Annotated in this window: 19 protein-coding genes and 1 pseudogene; 9 read left to right on the top strand and 11 right to left on the bottom strand. The window is 66.5% G+C overall.

What is annotated here, in order from left to right; translation table 11 throughout:
* The first annotated feature begins 69 nt into the window (after nt 1-69).
* The gene (locus ACQ4W0_RS17740; protein ID WP_436577929.1) at nt 70-1,356 is read left to right on the top strand and encodes a DUF445 domain-containing protein; all 1,287 of its coding nucleotides are present in this window, start codon (nt 70-72) and stop codon (nt 1,354-1,356) included.
* Nucleotides 1,357-1,363: 7 nt separating this feature from the next.
* Here ACQ4W0_RS17740 and ACQ4W0_RS17735 read toward each other — a convergent pair whose 3' ends face one another.
* The 3 genes and pseudogenes from ACQ4W0_RS17735 to ACQ4W0_RS17725 form a co-directional block, all read right to left on the bottom strand.
* On the bottom strand, nt 1,364-2,386 hold the full coding sequence (locus tag ACQ4W0_RS17735) for an LLM class oxidoreductase (RefSeq protein ID WP_436577928.1): 1,023 nt from the start codon (nt 2,384-2,386) through the stop codon (nt 1,364-1,366).
* Nucleotides 2,387-2,404: 18 nt separating this feature from the next.
* Nucleotides 2,405-3,028 (bottom strand): annotated as a pseudogene (locus tag ACQ4W0_RS17730) (glutathione S-transferase family protein).
* Nucleotides 3,025-4,428, bottom strand: a complete 1,404-nt coding sequence (locus tag ACQ4W0_RS17725; RefSeq protein ID WP_436577927.1) for an MFS transporter — start codon at nt 4,426-4,428, stop codon at nt 3,025-3,027. Before ACQ4W0_RS17725 ends, ACQ4W0_RS17730 begins: the two are co-directional and overlap by 4 nt.
* Nucleotides 4,429-4,550: 122 nt before the next feature.
* On the opposite strand from ACQ4W0_RS17725, the gene ACQ4W0_RS17720 reads away from it, so the two are divergent.
* Entirely contained in the window at nt 4,551-5,462 is a 912-nt protein-coding gene (locus tag ACQ4W0_RS17720) for a LysR substrate-binding domain-containing protein (protein ID WP_436577926.1), read from the top strand.
* On the opposite strand, the gene ACQ4W0_RS17715 is transcribed toward ACQ4W0_RS17720, so the two are convergent.
* The gene (locus ACQ4W0_RS17715) at nt 5,459-5,722 is read right to left on the bottom strand and encodes a hypothetical protein (protein ID WP_436577925.1); all 264 of its coding nucleotides are present in this window, start codon (nt 5,720-5,722) and stop codon (nt 5,459-5,461) included. The two genes, ACQ4W0_RS17720 and ACQ4W0_RS17715, sit on opposite strands and share 4 nt — an antisense overlap.
* 392 nt (nt 5,723-6,114) lie before the next feature.
* Here ACQ4W0_RS17715 and ACQ4W0_RS17710 point away from each other — a divergent pair, with 392 nt between their 5' ends.
* The 4 genes from ACQ4W0_RS17710 to ACQ4W0_RS17695 all read left to right on the top strand — a co-directional run bounded on the left by ACQ4W0_RS17710 (nt 6,115) and on the right by ACQ4W0_RS17695 (nt 10,009).
* Nucleotides 6,115-7,017, top strand: coding sequence for a GGDEF domain-containing protein (locus ACQ4W0_RS17710; RefSeq protein ID WP_436577924.1), 903 nt, complete (start codon nt 6,115-6,117; stop codon nt 7,015-7,017).
* A 58-nt stretch (nt 7,018-7,075) separates the two neighbouring features.
* Entirely contained in the window at nt 7,076-7,252 is a 177-nt protein-coding gene (locus tag ACQ4W0_RS17705) for a hypothetical protein (protein ID WP_436577923.1), read from the top strand.
* Nucleotides 7,253-7,314: 62 nt separating this feature from the next.
* Nucleotides 7,315-9,132 carry a PHA/PHB synthase family protein gene (locus ACQ4W0_RS17700; RefSeq protein WP_436577922.1) on the top strand — a complete coding sequence of 606 codons (1,818 nt, stop codon included), beginning with the start codon at nt 7,315-7,317 and terminating at the stop codon, nt 9,130-9,132.
* Between the two features lie 31 nt (nt 9,133-9,163).
* Nucleotides 9,164-10,009: a universal stress protein gene (locus ACQ4W0_RS17695; RefSeq protein WP_436577921.1), complete on the top strand. Its 846-nt coding sequence runs from the start codon at nt 9,164-9,166 to the stop codon at nt 10,007-10,009.
* Nucleotides 10,010-10,014: 5 nt separating this feature from the next.
* Here ACQ4W0_RS17695 and ACQ4W0_RS17690 read toward each other — a convergent pair whose 3' ends face one another.
* From ACQ4W0_RS17690 to ACQ4W0_RS17680, 3 genes are read right to left on the bottom strand one after another with little or no spacing between them, the layout of a single operon-like run.
* Nucleotides 10,015-10,713, bottom strand: a complete 699-nt coding sequence (locus ACQ4W0_RS17690) for a VIT1/CCC1 transporter family protein (protein WP_436577920.1) — start codon at nt 10,711-10,713, stop codon at nt 10,015-10,017.
* 12 nt (nt 10,714-10,725) lie between these two features.
* Nucleotides 10,726-12,123, bottom strand: coding sequence for an ATP-binding protein (locus ACQ4W0_RS17685; protein WP_436577919.1), 1,398 nt, complete (start codon nt 12,121-12,123; stop codon nt 10,726-10,728).
* On the bottom strand, nt 12,120-12,806 hold the full coding sequence (locus tag ACQ4W0_RS17680) for a response regulator (protein WP_436577918.1): 687 nt from the start codon (nt 12,804-12,806) through the stop codon (nt 12,120-12,122). Before ACQ4W0_RS17680 ends, ACQ4W0_RS17685 begins: the two co-directional genes overlap by 4 nt.
* Nucleotides 12,807-13,078: 272 nt before the next feature.
* Between ACQ4W0_RS17680 and ACQ4W0_RS17675 the strand changes: the two genes are divergently transcribed.
* From ACQ4W0_RS17675 to ACQ4W0_RS17665, 3 genes are all read left to right on the top strand, one after another.
* Complete coding sequence (locus ACQ4W0_RS17675; RefSeq protein ID WP_436577917.1) at nt 13,079-13,621, top strand: cytochrome b; 543 nt, start codon at nt 13,079-13,081, stop codon at nt 13,619-13,621.
* Between the two features lie 107 nt (nt 13,622-13,728).
* A complete protein-coding gene (locus ACQ4W0_RS17670; protein ID WP_436577916.1) occupies nt 13,729-14,793 on the top strand; it encodes an alpha/beta fold hydrolase in 1,065 nt (354 codons plus the stop codon).
* A gap of 87 nt (nt 14,794-14,880) precedes the next feature.
* Nucleotides 14,881-15,579, top strand: coding sequence for an alpha/beta hydrolase (locus ACQ4W0_RS17665; protein ID WP_436577915.1), 699 nt, complete (start codon nt 14,881-14,883; stop codon nt 15,577-15,579).
* Between the two features lie 9 nt (nt 15,580-15,588).
* Here the strand turns inward: ACQ4W0_RS17665 and corA are convergent, their stop codons facing one another.
* The 4 genes from corA to paoA all read right to left on the bottom strand — a co-directional run bounded on the left by corA (nt 15,589) and on the right by paoA (nt 20,718).
* On the bottom strand, nt 15,589-16,575 hold the full coding sequence (gene corA / locus ACQ4W0_RS17660; RefSeq protein ID WP_436577914.1) for a magnesium/cobalt transporter CorA: 987 nt from the start codon (nt 16,573-16,575) through the stop codon (nt 15,589-15,591).
* Between the two features lie 312 nt (nt 16,576-16,887).
* Nucleotides 16,888-19,098: an aldehyde oxidoreductase molybdenum-binding subunit PaoC gene (paoC, locus tag ACQ4W0_RS17655; RefSeq protein WP_436577913.1), complete on the bottom strand. Its 2,211-nt coding sequence runs from the start codon at nt 19,096-19,098 to the stop codon at nt 16,888-16,890.
* Between the two features lie 4 nt (nt 19,099-19,102).
* Nucleotides 19,103-20,062, bottom strand: coding sequence for an FAD binding domain-containing protein (locus tag ACQ4W0_RS17650; protein ID WP_436577912.1), 960 nt, complete (start codon nt 20,060-20,062; stop codon nt 19,103-19,105).
* Entirely contained in the window at nt 20,059-20,718 is a 660-nt protein-coding gene (gene paoA / locus ACQ4W0_RS17645; protein ID WP_436577911.1) for an aldehyde dehydrogenase iron-sulfur subunit PaoA, read from the bottom strand. The genes ACQ4W0_RS17650 and paoA overlap by 4 nt, the downstream gene beginning before the upstream one ends.
* Nucleotides 20,719-20,752: the final 34 nt, after the last annotated feature.

The following is a 20,752-nucleotide window of genomic DNA, read 5'->3' as shown; positions in this document are numbered from 1 at the left end:
CTGCGGCGACATATTCTGTCGCTGCCGCAGTTAAGATGGCGGTCTCGCAACCAATGCAGGCCGCCATCCATGCAACGTTCCCCCGACCTCATCGCACAACTGGACCAGAGCACGGACCAGCTCAAGCGCGCGCGCCTGCGCAGCATGCAGTGGCTGGCCGTCGGCTTGCTGCTGCTGGCCGCGCTGGTCTTCGCCGTGGCCCGCTCGCAGCGGGGCGGCCATCCCGCCTGGGGCTATATCGAGGCATTCGCCGAAGCGGCTATGGTAGGGGCGATTGCCGACTGGTTCGCCGTGGTGGCCCTGTTCCGCCACCCGCTGGGCATCCCACTGTGGCATACGGCCATCATCCCGAACAGCAAGGCAGGCATCGGCCGCAGCCTGGGCGCCTTCGTGGAAAACCATTTCATTACCGAGCAAGGCATCGCCGAGCGCATCGTGCAAGCCGATCCTGCCGCGCGCCTGGGCGCCTGGCTCAGTGACGAGGTCCACGCGCAGCAGCTGGGCATGGCCAGCGCCGGCGTGGTGAAACAGCTGCTGGCGATGGCCGATCACGACAAACTGGGCCGGCTGCTGCGTGTACAGGCCAGCAGCTACCTGGGCCAACTGAATTTGTCGAACGTGGCAGCCGACTGCATCGACGCGCTGATCGCCGACGGCAAGCCGCAGGAGTTGCTGGACTTTATGCTTGACCGCAGCGCCGCCTACCTGGACGACGAGGCACACCACGCCGCCATCGGCGACTTCGTGCTGGGGGCCTTCCAGATCGAGAACGCGCTGGTGAAAAAAGCCGTGAAAGCGTACGAGCCGCGCATGATCGCCTCGCTGCAAAAGTTTGCCCTCGCCGTGCGCGTCGATCCGGCCCATCCCCTGCGCCAGCGCATCGCCGGCTGGATCGCCGACAGCGCCTTGCACCTGAAGGCCGACCCGCACTGGCAGGAAACCGTGCGCCGCTACCAGCTGCAGCTGGTAGCCAGCGACACGGTGCAAGCCATGCTGGGCGACGTCTGGAACAACATCCGCACGCGCCTGCTGGCCGACCTGCACGCCGACCAGCCCGTGCTGGCGCAAGCGCTCGCCAGCCTGGCGCGCAACACGGGCCAGGTGCTCGGCACGGATACGGCCGCGCGGGAATGGCTGAACGACGCCATCGTCGCCGGCAGCGGCTCGCTGGTGCGCCGCTACCGGGGCGAAGTGGGCGCCTTCATCGCCAGCCGGCTGGACCTGTGGAGCAAGGAAGAAATGAGCGAGCGCATCGAACTGGCCATCGGGCGCGACCTGCAATTCATCCGCATCAACGGCACCATCGTGGGCGGCCTGGCCGGTTTGCTGATCTACGCCGTCAGCCACGCGCTTTAAGCCTCCCTTACCAGCGCGGCACGGCACCGGGCAGCGCCGCATGCGATGGAAAATGCGGCAGCACTTCCTGCGCCAGTTCCTGCAGCACCTCTGCGGCCGGGCGCTGTCCATGCTGGATACCCAGCGCCGCATGGTTGACGCCCGCCGCGCGCCATTCACCAAGCAAGTCGATCAGCCCCTTGCGCCCCGTGCGCAGCACATAGCCGCTGCGCACGGGCGTGCGCGGATAATCGGGGTCGTCCACCAGGTCCAGCCACTCATTGCACATGTGCGGGCGAAAGCCGCCATCCGGTATGCAGGCGCGCCAGGCGCGGATCTTTTCCGCCAGCCTGCGCGGCCCGTCCGGCGTATCCGTCGCTTCCGGATACGTCAGCCAGCCATCGGCATGGCGCCCTATCCATGCCAAAGGCTGGCCCGAGGAACTGGTGACGACCAGGGGAATGGCGCCCGCCACGGGTTTGGGCAGCAGTTCGAGGCCATCGACCCTGCCCAGCGGGCCTTTGACGCTGGCGGCACCTGCCTGCAGCAACTGGCGGAACATGTGCACGGCCTGTGCATAGCGCTCGCCCCGTGTGGCGTATGGCACGCCATACGCGGGAAATTCGCTGGCCCGGTCGCCCGAAGCCGTACCCAGCACCAGGCGCCCGCCCGACAATTGGTCGATGCTGGCGGCCGCCTTGGCCAGGTCGATGGGATGGCGCAGGGTAAAAATGGCGCTGCCCGTGGCCAGGGCCAGCGACTGCGTGCGCGCCGCCAGATACGCCAGATAGGTCCACGGGTCGAACAGCTGGCCCGCATCGCCGAAACGCGGGTCGAACAGGGGAATGTCGCGCACCCAGGCAGCGGCAAAGCCTTGCTTGTCCATGGCGGCGACCAGGTCGGCCTGGCCGGCCAGCACCTGCATGTCGCCCTGGTAAAAACGCAGCGGCAGGTAGATGCCGAGGGTGAGCGCGCCGGACGCGAACATGCGGCGGTAGCCGGCATGGTTGGCAAACGCGTGCGAGGAAGCGCCGCTGGTATCCATAGTCATGTTATTCCTTGAAGTAGATCAGGCGCCCGTGGCAGGAGCGGGAAGCGTGATGCCCAGCTGCACGGCCGGGCGGGCCGCCACGCGGGCGTACCAGGCGCCCACGTGGGGCCAGGCGGAAAAATCAAAGCCGACCAAGTGCGCGATGTGCAGCCAGCCAAAGCTGGCGATGTCGGCGATGGAATATTAGTCGCCGGCCAGATAGGCGTTGTTCGCCAGGCGGCCATCCATGGTAGCCAGCGCGGCATCGCTCAATTGGCGAAAGTGCGCCGTGGCGCCCGCATTTGCGCCCCCTTCCGCAATCTCGAAATGCACGCGCTGGCCCAGCATCGGTCCCATGCTGGCCGCGTGAAATTGCAACCAGGTGATGGCGGCCCAGCGCGGCGCGGGCTCCTTGGGCAGCAGCCGCCCCGTTTTCTCGGCCAGATACAGCAGGATGGCGGCCGATTCGAACACCGTGATGCCCGCGTCGTGGTCGACCAGCACGGGAATGCGCCCGTGCGGATTGAGGGCCAGGAAAGCGCGCTCCCGGTGTTCGCCCTGTTCGAGGCGCACATGGCGCAGCCTGTATGGCAAGCCCAGTTCGGCGAGCGCCATCGTGGCTTTGAAACCGTTGGGCGAACTGTCGGTGTAGAGTTCCATCATGATGCCGCCTCCTGGCGCGCGGCCTTGCCGGGCAGGATGGCGATGGCGCACGCCAGGCCCGCTACCACCAGGCAGGCGGAAACGAGGATGGCGCTGCTGTAGCCCTGCGCTGCCGTGCCGCCGCCGGCCAGCACGGCGATGCTGACAGCCACGCCCACGGCCAGGCCGACGGCCGACCCGACTTCCTGCGTGGTGGTCAGCATGCCACCCGCCAGGCCATGGTCCGCTTCCGCGACGCCATCGATGCCGGCCACGGTCCAGGCGGGAAACGCCAGACCATAGCCGATGCCGGCCAGTACGCTGCCGGGCAGGATGGAGGCGCCCCACGAAGCGAGCGTGGCCAGCGACGCGCCCAGCATGGCCAGGCCGCCGATGAAGAGCAGCATGCCGCCGACGATGACGGGCTTGGTGCCGCAGCGGGCGATCAGCGCCGGCCCGGCCCACGCGCTGGCCAGGGTAAAGGCGACGGCCATCGGCAGCAAGCCCAGTCCCGTGCGCGTGGCGGAAAACGCCAGCACTTCCTGCATGGCCAGCGCCACCACGACAAAGGTGGGGCCCAGGGCCGTGTTGGCCAGCAGGGAGACGATATTCGCGCCGCCCGTCGAGCGGCGCCGGAAGACGGCCAGCGGCATCAGGGGCGCGGCAACGCGTCCCTCCACCCACACGAACAGCGCCAGCAAGGCCAGCGCCAGCGCGACCGGGGCAAAGGTGAGCGGATGCGCCAGTCCCACATGTTCGCTATTGGCAAAGGCAAACACCAGCGTCGCCGCGCCCGACGCCACCAGCAGCGCGCCCCACACGTCAAGCGTGCCAGTAGCCACAGCGGTATCGGCATCGGGCCGGCCCAGGGGCAAGGCCGGCGACAGGGCCAGCACCAGCATGCCGACGGGCACATTGATCCACAGCACCCAGCGCCAGCCCAGCAGGTCGGTGATGAAGCCGCCCAGGATCAGGCCCGCGACAAAGCCGCTGGCCGCCACGGCCGTCCAGGCGCCCAGCGCCCGGTTGCGCTGGGCCGGCTCGGGAAACACGGCCAGCAGCAGGGAGAACGCGGCCGGAGAAAACATGGCGGCGCCGAAATCCTGCAGGGCGCGCGTGGCCACCAGCATGGTCGGACTGTGTGAAAAGCCACCCAGCAGGGACGCCGCCGTGAACAGGACCACGCCCATGAGGAAGACGCGGCGGCGGCCAAACTGGTCGGCCGCGCGCCCGCCCAGCAGCAAAAAGCCGGCGATGGCCACGCCATACGCATTGATCACCCATTGCAGGCCGCCGGGCGTGAAGCCCAGGCTGTGCTGGATTTGCGGCAAGGGGATCATGGTGATGGAAAAATCGAGCAAGGCAACAAATTGCGTGGTGCATAGCAAAACCAGGCAAAGTTGCCGGTGTGAAAGTAACATGAGATCCTATCGATATAGTTTTACTCGACGTCAAAACAACGCCGCATGCCCCTATAATTCGTTTTTCAAGAGCGAAACTGAAGCGATGATTTTTCGCTCGCAACTATAGAAAAACTATATCGATGAAGCATCCTTTACCACTCCAGGCGCTGCGCGCCTTTGTCGAAGTGGGCCAGCGCGGCAGCATCAAGGCGGCCGCCGAGGCGCTGCACGTGACGTCGGGCGCCGTCAGCCAGCAAATCCGCCTGCTGGAAGAACGGGTCGGCATGCCGCTGTTTACCCGCGAACGCCAGGGCTTGCGCCTGACCGAGGCGGGCGCCATGGTCCACCCCGCCCTGCTGGGCGCCTTCGCGCAGATCGCCAGCGCCAGCCAAGCATTGGAAGACATGGGTGGGCGCCAAACGCTCACCGTCAGCACGGTGGCCACTTTTGCCGCCGCCTGGCTGGTGCCGCGACTGGGGCGCTTCAACCAGCGCCATCCACATATCGAGGTGCGCGTGGAAGCGACATCCGCGCTGGTCGACTTGCGCCGCGACCGCGTCGACGTGGCGCTGCGCCACGGCCTGGGCGACTATCCGGGGCTGCAGGTAACGCGATTGATGGCGCCCGTGCTGGTGCCCGTCGCCAGCCCCGCCCTGATGCCGGGCCAGCCGCCCATCGCCACGCCGGCCGATTGCCTGCGCTACCCGCTGCTGCACGATATGGACCGCGCCGACTGGCCCTTGTGGCTGGCAGCGCATGGCGCGCCGGACGACAGTGCCGATGCGGCGCGGGCGCTGCGCGGCTCCGCCTTCGAAGATGATTTTCTGTTGATCCGCGCAGCCGAGGCGGGCCAGGGCCTGGCCCTGGTGCCGCAGCTGTACGCGCAGGAGGAAATCGCCGCCGGACGCCTGGTGCAAGTGCTGGACTTGCCCTGGCCCGCGCGCTTTGCCTACTACATGGTGGCGCGGCCCGACGCGGCCACGCGCCCTGCAGTACAGGCATTCATGGCATGGATCTGCGAGGAAGCGCAGGCCGCCGGCGCAGGCGGCTAAAGCGCTCCATCTCCGGCCGCGCACGAGACCACGCCGCACACGGTGCTGAACAAGTTCGGCATGCCAGCGCGCCCCGTGGCGATGCAGGTCAGGGCCGGTATCACCGCCAATAACAGCGTCAGGTAGGCGATCGCCTTCAGGCGCTGCACGGGTGAGCGGAACACGCCCGCGCCCGGCCCTTGCGGATGGCGCGCGCTGCCGGACGGCGGCTGGTCCTTGTACACCGCTTCGCTGTCCCTTGCCGGTATTTTCGTCAGCATGTCCGTCTCCTCCATCCACAGTAACCAGCCTGGCATGTCAGGCCGGGCGCGCCACACGCGTGCCGATCTGCATGCATTCCATTTTGCCGCATAAATTTACCAAATACAATAAATAAAACCACAAAAAAATAGTTTCCCCTATCGATGAACAAGCAGCATGATGGAAAAAATCGCCCTGACAGAGAGTGAAAAAACCTATAACACGTAGAAATTCCCGTCAAGACCTGAATTTCTTTGTGTGTAAAAATCAAATAAATCATGAAAATCATAATATTTGTTGGAATCATTTTTATTTGATGTATGATGTTTTTTAAGAAAATATCAAGGCGATGCAGCAGCTTTCTTTGTTTCGGTCGCCCGACATCTCTGCCTTCTTTGTAGGGGACAAGCACATGAACAAAATCCTGGCCTTGCGCCTGCTCGACGCAGCAGATGACGCCGCCATCATCATCGATGCCGGCTCGCGCATCCGCTATGCGAACGACGCCATGTATGCGCTGAGCGGCTATGCCCCGGACAGCCTGACGGACCAGCAGCTCGACGCGCTGCTGCCGGACGCCGTGCGCGAACAGCATGGCGCGCAGATCGGCGCCTATCTGGCCGGCGAAAAGATGTCCACGGTACTCGGGCACAAGCGCCATTTCGCCATACGCCACCGCGATGGCACGATGCTGCCCATCGTGCTCAAGGCCATGGATCTGGGCAAGCTGGGCGATGAAAACTACATGGGTGCCTTTTTCATCGACCAGCGCCACGAACGCGCCATCGAACAGCAGAATGCGGCCCGCTGGCAGCAGCTGCAGCGCAGCGCCCTGAGCGACTCCCTGACCCGCCTGCCCAACCGCCGCGCCTTCGAGATCGACGCCGTGCGTTCGGCAGCGCGGGCCATGCGCGCGGGCAGTCCGATGACCATCGGCATCGCCGACATCGATTTCTTCAAGAAGGTCAATGACCAGCATGGCCACACCGCCGGCGACGCCGTGCTGCAAGCCATCGCGGCCGTGCTCAAGTCCCAGGCGCGGGCCTCCGATGTCGTCGCCCGCGTGGGCGGCGAGGAATTCGGCCTGCTGTTCCCGCATACGGCCATGGCCATGGCGCACCAGGTGGCCGAACGCATCCGCCTGGCCGTGGCCGCAAGGTGCGTCGACTTCGAGCAGACACCCATCACGGCGACGATCAGCATCGGCCTGGCGCCGCTGCCGGCAGACGGCGACTGGAAAGCCGGCTTCGAGCTGGCCGACGCCGCGCTGTACCAGGCCAAGAAAAATGGCCGCAACCGCGTCGAGGAAGCTTGAGCACCGCCTCCTTAGCCGCCATTTCTTTCATCCAGCATGACCTGACAGGAACAAGCATATGGAAACCACCAGGATACAGGCCGCAGCGAGCCAGCTGGCACAAGCGGGCGCCCGAGAATTCCCAAAGCCTGATCGCGCAGCATGTGTCGCAAATCAGCAGCCGCTGTTCATGCAGGAAACGGGCGCGTCCATCCAGGCGGCAAGCCGCACGCTGCACGCATCCGGGCAAACTTGATGTAGATCATAATTTTTTGAACAAGCTCTTGCTATCCTGTAAAAAAATGACAGGAGTCCTGGATGAGCAAGACGCAGGCTAGCAGTGCGGAGCAAAAAGTTGAACATGAGCGCCTGGGCAGCGCCTGGCAAGGCCTGCCGGCGCCCGACTATCCGGAGAGCGCGCCGGAAGGCGCCACTCTGGACCTGCTGCTGAACGCCTGGCTGGGCAAGTTTACGGGCGGCATTTCGCCGGCCGCGCTGGGCAACGCCTATGCCGACTGGCTCAGCCACCTGGCGCTGGCGCCATCGAAGCAGCAAACCTTGCTGCAGGAAGCGTGGAAGAAAATCTGCCGCTGGCAGCAGTATGCACTGCAATCTGCGCTGCAGTCGGCCCAGGGCGGCAGCGCCAGCGAGCCACCGTGCATCACGCCGCTGCCGCAGGACCGGCGCTTCGAGGACCCGGCGTGGCAGCGCTGGCCGTACAACCTGGTCTACCAGGGCTTCTTGCTGCAGCAGCAATGGTGGCACCGCGCCACCACGGGCGTGCGCGGCGTCTCGCCGCACCACGAGGATGTCGTCACATTCACCGTGCGCCAGTGGCTCGACATGCTGGCGCCGTCGAACTTCATGCTGACCAATCCTGTGGTGCAGCAAACAACCCTCACAAGCGGCGGCACCAACCTGGCGAACGGCGCACAACACCTGGCCGACGACTGGCGCCACGCCGCCATGGGGGCATATGCGCCCGACCAGCGCACCTACAAGGCAGGCGACAACGTGGCCGTCACGCCCGGCAAGGTGGTCTACCGCAATGACCTGATCGAGCTGCTGCAATACGCGCCGGCGACAGCGACAGTGCATGCCAAGCCCCTGCTGTTCGTGCCGGCGTGGATCATGAAGTACTACATACTCGACCTGTCGCCGCACAATTCGCTGGTACGCTACCTGGTGGAGCAGGGCCACACGGTGTTCATGATTTCATGGAAGAATCCGCTCGAAGAAGACCGCGAGCTGTCGCTGGAAGACTACCGCCAGCTGGGCGTGATGGATGCGCTCGACGCCGTTGCCCGCATCACGGGCGCGCCGCAGGTGCACGCGGCCGGCTACTGCCTGGGCGGCACCCTGCTGGCAATTGCCGCCGCAAGCATGGCGCGCGATGGCGATGCGCGCCTGGCCAGTCTCACCATGCTCGCTTCACAGGTGGACTTCAAGGAACCGGGCGAACTGTCGCTGTTCATCGACGAGAGCCAGGTGAGCTTCCTGGAAGCGGCCATGTGGAAGCAGGGCTACCTCGATACGCGGCAGATGGCAGGCGCCTTCCAGCTGCTGCGTTCGAACGACCTGATCTGGTCGCGCCGGCTGCGTCATTACCTGCTGGGCGAAGACGAGCAGGACAGCGACCTGATGGCCTGGAATGCGGACGCCACGCGCATGCCCTGCCGCATGCACTCGGAATACCTGCGCCGTTTGTTCCTGCACAACGACCTGGCCGAAGGCCGCTACCGCACGGCAGGCCGGCACATCGCCCTGCCCGACATCGACGCGCCCATCTTTGCCGTGGGCACGCTGACGGACCACGTGGCCCCATGGCGCTCCGTCTACAAGCTGCAACTGCTGACCGACACGAACGTCACCTTCCTGCTCACCTCGGGCGGCCACAACGCGGGCGTGGTCTCGCCGCCGGGCCAGGCGCGCCGCAGCTACCAGCTGGCCACGCACCGTCACGACGCGCCCTACATCGACGCGGACAGCTGGCAGCGCGACGTGCCGCGCCACGACGGTTCGTGGTGGCCAGCCTGGCAAGCCTGGCTGGCAGAGCGCTCGGGCGCACAGGTGGCGCTGCCGGCCATGGACGCCGGCTTGGCCGACGCGCCGGGCGACTACGTGCTGCAGACTTGACAACCGACTTCCGACAACCGAGGAAAACACCATGCCCTACACCACCCTGCTGGTCCACGTAGACAATTCCCGCCACTGCGCCCAGCGCATCCGCCTGGCCGCGCGCCTGGCCATTGCCGAAGGCGCCCACCTGATCGGTTCGGCCATGAGCGGCATCTCGCGCTACGCGTATGGCGGCGGCGTCAACGCGCTGCAATTCGCGCCGGCGCAGATGCAGGCGCTGCGCAGCCAGGCCAGCGAGGCCTTGCATGAATTCGAGCGCATCGCCCGCGAAGAAGGCCTGGGTACCTACGAAACGCGCTTCGTCGACGACGATGCGCAAGGCGCGCTGCTGCTGCAGGCGCGCTATTGCGACCTGCTGATCCTTGGCCAGACGGACGCGCAAGATACGCCGTCGCGCGTCATCGCCGGCACGCCCGAATACCTGATGCTCCATTGCGGCCGGCCCGTGCTGATGGTGCCGCACGCGCCAGCCGCCGCGCTATCGGATACCGCGCAGCATCCGCTGCTGGCCTGGAACGGCAGCGCCGAAGCGCTGCGCGCCATCACCGATGCGCTGCCGCTGCTGCAACGCGCGCAGCAGGTGACCCTGGCCGTCGTCAATTCGCACGCCCAGCCGGCCGCGCACGGCGAGCAGCCGGGTGCCGACCTGGCCCTGTACCTGGCGCGCCACGGCGTCAACGTCGAAGTGCTGCAGCACGACACGCCGCCGGGCCAGGACGTGGGCACGGCACTGCTGGCGATGGCGACGCAGCGGCACTGCGACCTGGTGGTGATGGGCTGCTACGGCCACATGCGCCTGCGCGAAGCGCTGCTGGGCGGCGTCACGCGCACGGTATTGCAGGAAATGACCTTGCCGGTGCTGGTATCGCACTGACAGCGTCAAGCTGCCGTGGCGCCGAACAGCGCACCGATGCCCGATGCCGCCGCCATCGACAGCGCGCTCCAGAACACCACGCGCAGCACGCCCCGGCCCACGCGCGCGCCGCCTGCCCTGGCCGCCAGACCGCCAAGCAGCGCCAGGAATAGCAACGCGGAAGCGACGATGGCTGGCGCCAGCATGGACATGGGCGCCAGCAGCACCACCAGCAGCGGCAACGCCGCACCGACGGCAAAACTGAGCGCCGAGGCCAGCGCCGCCTGCAGCGGGCGCGCGCGCATGCTCTCGGTGATGCCCAGTTCATCGCGCGCATGCGCGCCGATCGCATCGTGCGCCGTCAACGCCCTGGCCACCTGCGCGGCCAGCACCGGCTCCAGGCCGCGCGCCACGTAGATGTGCGTCAGCTCGTGCAGCTCTCCCGTGGGATCGCCGAGCAGTTCGCCGCCCTCGCGCTCCAGCGCCGCCTGTTCCGTATCGGCCTGCGACTGCACCGAGACATATTCGCCCGTGGCCATCGACATGGCGCCCGCCACCAGGCCGGCCACGCCCGCCACCAGGATGCTGTCGTGCGTGGCATGGGCCGCCACCACGCCCAGCACCAGGCTGGCCGTCGAGACGATGCCGTCATTGGCGCCCAGCACGGCGGCGCGCAGCCAGCCCACGTTGTCCATCCGGTGAAATTCGCGGTGTCGCAATGGCATGGTCAAACTCCTTTATGCATGAATGGACGGGCCGGCGGGTGGGGGAAAGCGCACCGTCACCACCAGGCCCGTGCCGTCCGGCCCGGCGGCCAGCTGCACGCTGGCGCCATGCGTTTCGGCGATGCGCCGCACGATCGACAAACCCAGGCCGCTGCCTGGCTGGTGCGTGCCGGCAGCGCGGAAAAAGCGTTCGAACACGCGCTCGCGCAGCTGCTCGGCAATGCCGGGCCCCGTATCGCTCACGCGCAGCAGCACGCCATCGGCCTCGGTACGGCAGGCCAGCGCCAGCGTGCCGCCGGCCGGGGTGTAGCGCATGGCATTGTCCATCAGGTTGCGCGCCAGGATCAGGACATGGTCCAGCTGCAAACGGCACGGCGCCGTGGCCAGGTCGGCCCGCAGCAGCAAATCCTGGCGCTGCGCCTGCGCCATCCAGGCAGGCAGCTGTTCGACCAGCACGGCGGCCAGGTCCAGCACGGGCAGGCCGGGCGGCGGCTGCGACTGCGGGTCGAGCCGGGACAAGGTCAGCAACTGCCCCACCAGGCGCGTGGCGCGGTCCACGCTCAGGCCCAGGCCCGTCACGGACTCGCTGCGTTCCGCATCGCTGCGCGCGCGCTGCAACACCTGCAGGTTGGTCTTGATGGCCGCCAGCGGCGTGCGCAATTCATGCGCGGCATCGGCCGTGAAGCGCTGCTCCTGCTCGCGCGTCTGGCGCACGCGCACGAACAGGCGGTTGATGGCCTGCAGCAGCGGCTGCACTTCCACGGGGGCGCCCGTCACGCTGACATTGGCGAGATCGTCGGGCGTGCGCTGCGCCACTTCATCGGCGGAGCGGCGCAAGGCGCGAAACACGCGGTTAATGCTCCACCAGATGGCCAGCGCCGCCAGGGCCGCCATCGGCAAGCCGATGGCCAGCAGCTTCAGGGCGAAGCGGCTGCTGATTTCCTGGCGATGGCTGGCCGGTTCCGCCACCTGGATCTGCAACTGCGCGTCGTGATTCCAGCTCGTATAGATGCGCCACAGGAGGCCATCGTTGTCGCGCCAGCTGTAGCCGACATCGGCCGGCGCGGCGAACGCCTGGTCCGGCGCGCCGGCGTTCTTGTACAGCAAGCGGTGCTGCGCATCCCATACCTGGAACAGCAGGTACTGGCGGTGGTTGCGGTTCTGCGCCGCCGGCATCACCAGCGACGTGCTCGCACCATGCTCCTGCACTTCGTGTTCCGCCAGGGAGAGCAGCAAATGCCCCGTCTCGGCCAGCGACTGGTCGAACAGTTCCTGGCTTTCGCGCCCCGCTTCCAGGTACACGATGGCGGCGCTGAAGCCCCATAGCGTGAACGTCAGTCCCAGCAGCACGGCCAGCAGCGTGCGCCGCAGCGACCATGCGCCGGCGGCGCGCGGGATGGACGCCGTCACGGGCACGCCTGCCTATCGGACGTAGCGGGCTTGTCGATGCTGTAGCCGATGGCATGCACGGTGCGGATCAGCGCCTTGCCCAGCTTGCGCCGCAGGTGATGGATATGCACCTGCAGCGCGTTGCTGTCGACTTCCTCACCCCAGCTGTAGACGCCCTCTTCCAGCTGCACGCGGCTCAGAATGCGCCCGCGCTGCTCGACGAGCATCAGCAGGATGCTGAACTCCTTGCCCGTCAAGGGCACTGCCACGCCGGCTTGCAGCACTTGGCGCGCCGCGACATCGATGGAGATATCGCCATGCACGAGTTCTTCGTGCGTGCGCCCGGCCGCGCGGCGGCAGGCGCTGCGCATGCGCGCCGCCAGCTCATCAAGGTCGAAGGGCTTGACGATGAAGTCGTCCGCGCCCCCGTCCAGGCCCGCCACCCGGTCGACGATCTGGTCGCGCGCCGTGACGATCAGGATCGCTCCGTCGTAGCCGCCGCGGCGCAAGGTCGCCAGGGCCTGCATGCCATCCTCGCCCGGCAGGGCCAGGTCGAGCAACAAACAGCCATAGCAGTGCAGGCGCACGGCCATATGCGCGCTTTCGGCCGACTGCACCCAGTCGACCGCATAGCCGGCCTGCTCCAGCCCCATCTGCGTGGCGCGCCCCAGCTGGGGGTCGTCTTCTGTCAGCAATATGCGCATCGTGGCCTGTCCTGTCTGAACTTCATGCAGGCAGCGTAGGCGCCGGACATTAAGAACTTCTTAACATCTGCTGGCGACCATCCGTCCATCGTCCACTTTCGGCCGCCTCCCATGCCCGCTTCCCCCCATCTTAACCGCTGCCAGCCTTGCTGGACAATACTGGCCCTGTTCGGCCCACTGGCGGCAGGCGCTCGACGCGCACGCCATCTGGTCCATCGACTGAGGCGGCGCCGACACGATTCATCCACGCGACTCACAGAGAAGGATCTACCATGAACACCGAAAAATTGACGACGCAAGGCTGGCGCTATGCGGCCCCGGCACGCCTGCTGCACTGGCTGATGGCCGTGCTGATCCCCGCCATGCTGGCCCTGGGCTGGACCATGATGGAGGTCGAGGACGATCCCGGCAGCGAGGTGTACTTCAATCTGCATAAATCGCTGGGCCTGCTGTTACTGCTGCTGCTCGCCGCGCGCGCCGCATGGCGCCTGGGCCACAGGCCGGCAAGCCTGCCCGCGTCCGTGGCGCCGTGGCAAGCGCGCCTGTCGCGCCTGGGCCACGGCCTGCTGTACGCGGGCATGCTGCTGGCGCCGGCGGCCGGCCTGGCGGGAGCGCTGCTGAGCAAGAGCGGCGTGGCCTTCTTCGGCCTGGCGCTGCCGCGCTGGTTTGCGCCCGACCATGCGCTGGCCGAACAATGGTTCGGACTGCATGAATTGGGTGCCTGGACCCTCGCCGGCCTGATCATGCTGCATGTGCTGGCGGGACTCAAGCATCTGCTGCTGGACAAGGACGGCGTCTTCCAGCGCATGCTGTAGCGCGCACTGCCCTTCAGCCCTTCAGCCCTTCTTCACGCAGCGCTCAGCCGCGCTTCATGCACGGCGCCGATACTGCTCATGTTCCCACCCCACACAAGGAGTAGCACATGAGCAGAAGCGGCGACGCCAACATGCATTTCCGTACCCGCCGGCGCCTGCTGTTCAGCGCCGGCGCGCTGGCTGCCCTCGCCGCCTGCGGCGGTTCATCCGTCGCACCCACCGCCCCGGTGACGGAGCGGCAGATCGCCGTCGCGCCCGGCGTCAGCCTGCAGGTGCGCGACTGGCCGGCAATGCCGGGCGGCGCAGGCGACGACGTCATTGTGTTGCTGGCAGGCCTGGGCGCCAATGCGCATGCCTTCGACAGCCTGGCGCCCGCGCTGGCGCAGCGCCACCGCGTGCTGGCCATCACGCGGCGCGGCTACGGCGCTTCGGGTAAGCCACCGCCCGCCGGCGACGCCACCTACGCGCCCGCCACCCTGGTGGCCGACCTGCTGGCCGTGCTCGACGCCTTGCACATCGGGCGCGTCATCCTGGCCGGCCACTCGATCGCCGGCAACGAACTGACCCTGTTCGCCGGCAGCCACCCGCAGCGCGTGCGGGGACTCGTGTATCTGGACACCACCTTCGATTACCTGGCCAGCGGCGGCTACGATGAAGAAGAAGCGGAAAGCTCGCCGCTCGACGAACCGCAACCCGGCCCCGTCGACCTGGCATCCATGGCCGCCTCGATCGCCTATGCCAAGCGGGTCAACAAGCAGTGGTGGCCCGCGCTGGAGGCGAACTGGCGCGATGCGCTGGAAGTGCGGCCCGACGGATCGGTGCGGCCGAATACCCCGGCCGCCATCGCCAGGGCCATGGACAAGGCTGCGCACAATTTCTCGCCCGACTACCGCCGCGTGCGCGCGCCGGCGCTGGTGGTCACCGTCGATCCCGGCAGCGTGCGCAATTTGCTGCCCTGGCTGTCGCCGCAGGCCGATCCGGCCGTCCTCGCGGCCGCCCAGGCGCTGCTGGACTTTTTCCGCCCGCTGCGCCTTGCCGATGGCGAGCGCCTGGCCGCCGCCCTGCCCGGCAGCAGCCACCTGGTGATACGCGACGGTTTCCACAGCGATTTCTTCATCGAATACGAATCAGCCGTGGTCGGCGCTATCGAGGCCATGCGTTGGGACAGATGAAGCACCGCTGGCCATGCCAGCGCGCGGAGAAGGTCTACAATGGATGAGCATTCCCCACCCCGTCCTTTCGCCACAAGGAGTATCCGCATGAGCAATCAAACAACGATCATCCTCGTCCACGGTTTCTGGGGCGGCGCCGCCCACTGGAGCCGCGTCATTGTCGAATTGCGGCGCCAGGGCCACACGGCCATCCGCGCCGTCGAACTGCCCTTGACCTCGCTGGCCGACGACGCCGAGCGCACGCGCAAGATGGTGGCGCAAGTCCATGGCCCGGTCTTGCTGGTAGGACACTCCTACGGCGGCGCCGTCATCAGCGTTGCCGGCAATGCGCAGAATGTGGCGGGCCTCGTGTACATCGCCGCCTTCGCGCCCGACACAGGCGAAAGCCCGGGCAGCATCACACAGGAACACCCGCCCCTGGGCGCGGCCAGCCTGGAAGGCGACAGCGATGGCTATCTGTGGGTCAAGCCCGAGCAATATCATGACAGTTTTTGCCAGGACCTCGATGCGGAAGAAGGCGCCGTGCTGGGCGTGATCCAGAAAGCGCCGCTGGCCAGCACCTTCGGCGATACCGTCAGCGACCCTGCCTGGAAGCATAAACCCAGCTGGTACCAGATTTCCAGCGCCGACCGCATGATTTCCCCCGTCAACCAGGAACGCATGGCAGCGCGCCTGCAAGCGAGGAAAGTCATCACGCTGAACGCCAGCCACGCCTCGCTGGCCTCGCGGCCCGTGGAAGTGGCGGCGCTGATACTGGAGGCGGCGGGCGCGGTGGCGGGCGCGTAAGGCGGCTGGCTACAGCCAGCCTTCGCGCTTCAGACGCCGGTGCAGCCAATAGCAGCCGGCGATAATGACAACGATCACGGCCGGATAGCTGCCGCGCCACTTCAGTTCCGGCATGAATTCGAAGTTCATGCCATACAGGCTGAAGACCATGGTGGGCACGGCCAGGATGGCGGCCCAGGCGGCCAGGCGCTTGACCACCTCGTTCTGGCGGATCGAAATTTGCCCCAGCGCCACCTGCATGGCCGAATTGACCAGTTCGCGCATCTGCCCCGCCGTGTGCGTGACCCGTTTGACGTGATCGAGAATGTCGCGGTAATAGATGCGGTTCTCCTTGGGCACGATGTCGCCATGGAAACGGATCAGCTGGGTGCAAATATCATGCAGGGGATTGACGGCCGCATCGAGTTTCAGCAGCTCCGTCTTGAGCTGGTAGAAATCCTGCAGCTTGTCTTCGGAGAGACTGGGCTGGAACAACTGCAGTTCATAGTGCTGGAACCTGGCCTGCAGATGGTCGATGCAGGGCTGGTACTGGTCGACGATGAAGTCGATGATGGAATACAGCACGTAGCCGGGGCCGCTGGCCAGTTTCTGGGGCACGCTTTCCTTGCGCTCACGCAACTTCGCATAGCCGGCCGAGGCGCCATGGCGCACCGTGATGATGAAGCGGTTGCCGAGAAACACGTGGGTTTCGCCGTAGACGATGGCGTCGCCGTCCAGGGTGGCCGTGTGCATCACCATGAACAGGGTGTCGCCGTACTCTTCCAGCTTGGGGCGCTCGTGCGCGCCCTGCGCATCTTCGACGGCCAGTTCATGCAGGCCGAAGGCCGATTGCAGCGCCTGCATGGCCGTGACGTCGGGGCTGGCCATGCCGATCCACACGAAACAATCGGGGTCGCCGAGGAAGTCGCCCACCTTGTCGATGTCGAAATGGGCTATCTTCTTGCCATCGCGATACGCTTCGCAATTGACGATGGCGGCGTGGGTACTCAGGTCCATGATGATTTTCAGCGAATGGCGGCAATGACGGGGCGCCAGTATAGCGGAAAGACCAAGATATCCATGCCCGCCGCGCCATCGGACACTCGCAGCGCATGAAGGCATGCCATGTCCCGGGCACCGAGGCTTATGCAGAAGATGCGGAACTGCTCATTGCCCGTTATGAAAGCATGGTATTTTCTGATACATACCGAGTCGTCAGCCATCTGCTGCTTGGATGCATCTGGCAGCAGAAGAAAGAAGCGTGGCGACTGGTCCTGGCTAGTCGTTGAAAAGTGATTCGTGGGCAGTGAGGCTACATGGCACCGCCTGTCAGCCTTGCGCCGCCACCTTGCCATCGAGCTTGCCGATGAGCTTATCCAGGGTCACCGGATACTCGCGCACCCTCACACCGGTCGCGTTATACACGGCATTGGCGATGGCCGCCGCCACGCCGCAGATGCCCAGCTCGCCCACGCCCTTGGCTTTCATGGGCGAGGACATGGGGTCCGTTTCATCGAGGAAGATGACGTCCTGGTGCGGGATGTCGGCGTGCACGGGCACTTCGTAGCCGGCCAGGTCGTGGTTGACGAAAAAGCCGCGGCGCCGGTCGACCACCAGTTCTTCCATCAGCGCCGCACCCACACCCATGGTCATGGCGCCGATCACCTGGCTGCGCGCCGCTTTCGGGTTCAGGATGCGGCCCGCCGCGCACACGGCCAGCATGCGGCGCACGCGCACTTCGCCCGTGTCGCCATCCACGCCGACCTCGACGAAATGCGCGCCAAACGTCGATTGCTGGAATTTCTTGTCGAGATCGCCGTATTCCATGCGGTCTTCCGCCACCACATCGCCATCCAAGGCGGCCGCCGCGAGCGGCACGCTGCGCTCGCCCTGGCTCACCTGTCCATCCGAAAAGCGTGCTTGATTTTCATCAAAGCCCAGCTTGCCGGCGATGACCTGGCGCAGGCGTACGCAGGCCGCATACACGCCGGCCGTGGAACTGTTGCCGCCCCACTGCCCGCCCGAACCGGCCGAGACAGGAAAATCCGAGTCGCCCAGGCGCACGACGACACGGTTCAAGGTCACGCCCAGCATTTCCGCCGCCGTCTGGGCGATGATCGTGTAGCTGCCCGTGCCGATGTCCGTCATGTCCGTTTCCACGGTCACGATGCCCTTGCCATCGAGGCGCACGCGGGCAGCGGACTGCATGACGAGGTTGTTGCGGAAGGCGGCCGCCACGCCCATGCCCACCAGCCAGCGGCCGTCGCGCCGCGCGCCGGGCCGCGCTTGCCGTTCCTTCCAGCCAAATTCGACGGCGCCCGTGCGCAGGCAATCGATCAGGCGACGCTGGGAAAATGGCCGGCCGGGTTTTTCCGGGTCCACTTTCGTATCGTTCAGGATGCGCAAGACGATGGGGTCCATGTTCAGCTTGTCCGCCATTTCGTCCATGGCGATTTCCAGCGCCATCAGCCCCGGCGCCTCGCCCGGGGCGCGCATGGCATTGCCTTCCGGCAAATCGAGCACGGCCAGACGCATGGCCGTCATGCGGTGCGGCCCCGCGTACAGCAGTCGCGTCTGCATCACGGCCGTTTCCGGCTTGCCGCCTGGCAAATCACCGGACCACGATTCGTGGCCGATGGCCGTGATCTTGCCGTCGCGCGTGGCGCCGATGCGCAGGCGCTGGATGGTGGCGGGCCGGTGCGTGGTGTTGTTGAACATCAAGGGCCGCGTCAGGGCCACCTTGACGGGGCGCTGCGCCGCGCGCGCGCCCAGCGCCGCCAGCAGCGCTTCGGCGCGCACGAACAGCTTGCCGCCGAAACCGCCGCCGATGTAGGGCGAAACGATGCGCACCTGCTCCTTCGGCAGCCCCAGAGTGCGGGCCAGGTCGCCCCGGCCCCAGTCCACCATCTGGTTCGCCGTCCAGAGCGTCAACTTGTCGCCCTCCCAGGCGGCAATCGACGCGTGCGGCTCCATCATGGCGTGCGACTGATCAGGCGTCGTGTAGCTGGCGTCGAGGCGCACGGGGGCATTCGCATAGGCGAGCGCGAAATTGCCCGTCTTGCTGTCAGGCTTGTCGTCCTTCGGCTTGGTGGCGCTGCCCTTGGCCTTGGCCAGGTCGAACGCGCCCTGCTGCTCGACATACTTGACGTCGAGCAACTGCGCGGCTGAGCGGGCTTGCTCGAAGGTTTCCGCCACCACCAGCGCGATGGCCTGGTGGTAATGCTGTATGTCGGGGCCACCCAGCAGCTTCGCCGTGTTCATCTTGCCTTTTCCCAGCTTGCCTGCCGAATCGGCCGTCACCACGGCCAGCACGCCCGGTGCGCGCCGCGCGGCACTGGTATCGAGCGAGGCGATGCGGCCCTTGGCAATCGCCGCGCCCACCACGTAGCCGTAGGCGGCGTGCGGCGCAGCGGCGTTCTGCTCATACGCATACGGCGCCGTGCCCGTGGTTTTCAGGGGACCGTCGATGCGGTCCGTGGGAAGGCCCACGACTTTCAGCTGGTCGATGGGGTTGGTGGTGGCGGGTGTCGTGAATTTCATGTCCTTAGCCTTTCTTCGCTTGCGCTTCAGCCAGCACCGAAGCAATCGTGCGCTGCGCCAGGATCACCTTGAAGGCGTTGTCGTCAGTCGGCTTGGCGCCCGCCAGCAACTGCCGGGCCACGGCGGCGCCGCCGCCAGGTATCGCCTGTTCGGCGGCGGCAATTCTCCACGGCTGCGGCGCCAAGCCGCCCAGGGCCAGCCTGCCCGTGCCATTGGGCAAGATGATGGCCGCCACGGACACCAGCGCGAACGCATATGAGGCGCGGTCGCGCACCTTGCGGTAGACGTGCGTGCCGCCAACAGGCGGGGGCAAGGTCACGCTGGTGATCAGTTCGCCCGGCTGCAGTACGGTTTCCAGCTGCGGCGTGTTGCCCGGCAAACGGTAAAAATCGGCGATGGGGATGGTGCGCGCGGCGCCGTCGGGCCGCACCGTGTCGATGGCGGCGTCGAGCACGCGCATGGCCACGGCCATGTCGCTGGGATGCGTGGCGATGCAGGCGGCGCTGCCTCCCAGGATGGCCAGCGGCCGGCTGAAACCCGCGATGGCCGAGCAGCCGCTGCCCGGCACGCGCTTGTTGCACGCCTGGTTCGTGTCATAAAAATACGCGCAGCGCGTGCGCTGCAGCAGGTTGCCCGCCGTCGTTGCCTTGTTGCGCAATTGCGCCGAAGCGCCGGCCAGCAAGGCGCGCGACAGCACCGCGTAATCGCGGCGCACCGTGGCATGCGCCGCCAGCGCCGTGTTGCGCACCAGGGCGCCGATGCGCAAGCCGCCGTCCGGCGTCGTTTCAATGCGATCCAGGGCGAGGCCATTGACGTCGATCAAATGCGCGGGGGTTTCGATCTCCAGTTTCATCAAATCGAGCAGATTCGTGCCGCCCGCGATGAACCTGGCGCCTGGCGTGCGCAAGGCTGCGGCCGCCGCTTCGGCCGGTGTGACCGCCTTCTGGTAGCTGAACACTCTCATGCCGGCCTCCCCGCCACCTCGGAAATCGCCTCGATGATGTTGGAGTACGCGCCGCAGCGGCAGATGTTGCCGCTCATGCGTTCGCGCAATTCTTCCGGTGTCGCCTGCGGGCGCGCGTTCAAATCCGCGCTGACGTGGCTGGGGATGCCCTGACGGATTTCGCCCAGGGCGGCGACGGCGGAACAGATTTGCCCCGGCGTGCAATAGCCGCATTGATAGCCGTCATGCGCGATGAAGGCGGCCTGCATGGGGTGCAGTTTGTCGGGCGTGCCCAGCCCCTCGATGGTGGTGATGCGGGCGCCCTCATGCATCACGGCCAGGGTCAGGCAGGCATTGATGCGCTGACCGTCCAGCATGACGGTGCAGGCGCCGCACTGGCCGTGGTCGCAGCCTTTTTTTGTGCCCGTCAGGTGCAGGTGTTCGCGCAAGGCGTCGAGCAAGGTGGTGCGCGTGTCGAGTTCCATGCTGTGGCGCCGGCCGTTGACTTCCAGGCTGACGTTCATCAGCACAGGCGGCGCAGAAAGACTGGCCTGGCTGGCCCCTGTCACCGCTTCCGCCGCGCCCGCCACGCCAGGAACGGCCACCGCCGTGGCCGACAGCGCGCCGGCGATCAGCAAGCCGCGCCTGCCGGCATTGATGTGATTACACTCTGTCATGTCGCGCTTCCTCCTGGCTGTGGACTGGCTGGGT

This window comes from Janthinobacterium breve, assembly GCF_051380895.1.
In the GTDB taxonomy this organism is placed as follows: domain Bacteria; phylum Pseudomonadota; class Gammaproteobacteria; order Burkholderiales; family Burkholderiaceae_D; genus Janthinobacterium.
The sequence above is the reverse complement of the archived record's forward strand: the minus strand, read 5'-3'. Positions and strand labels throughout refer to the sequence as shown.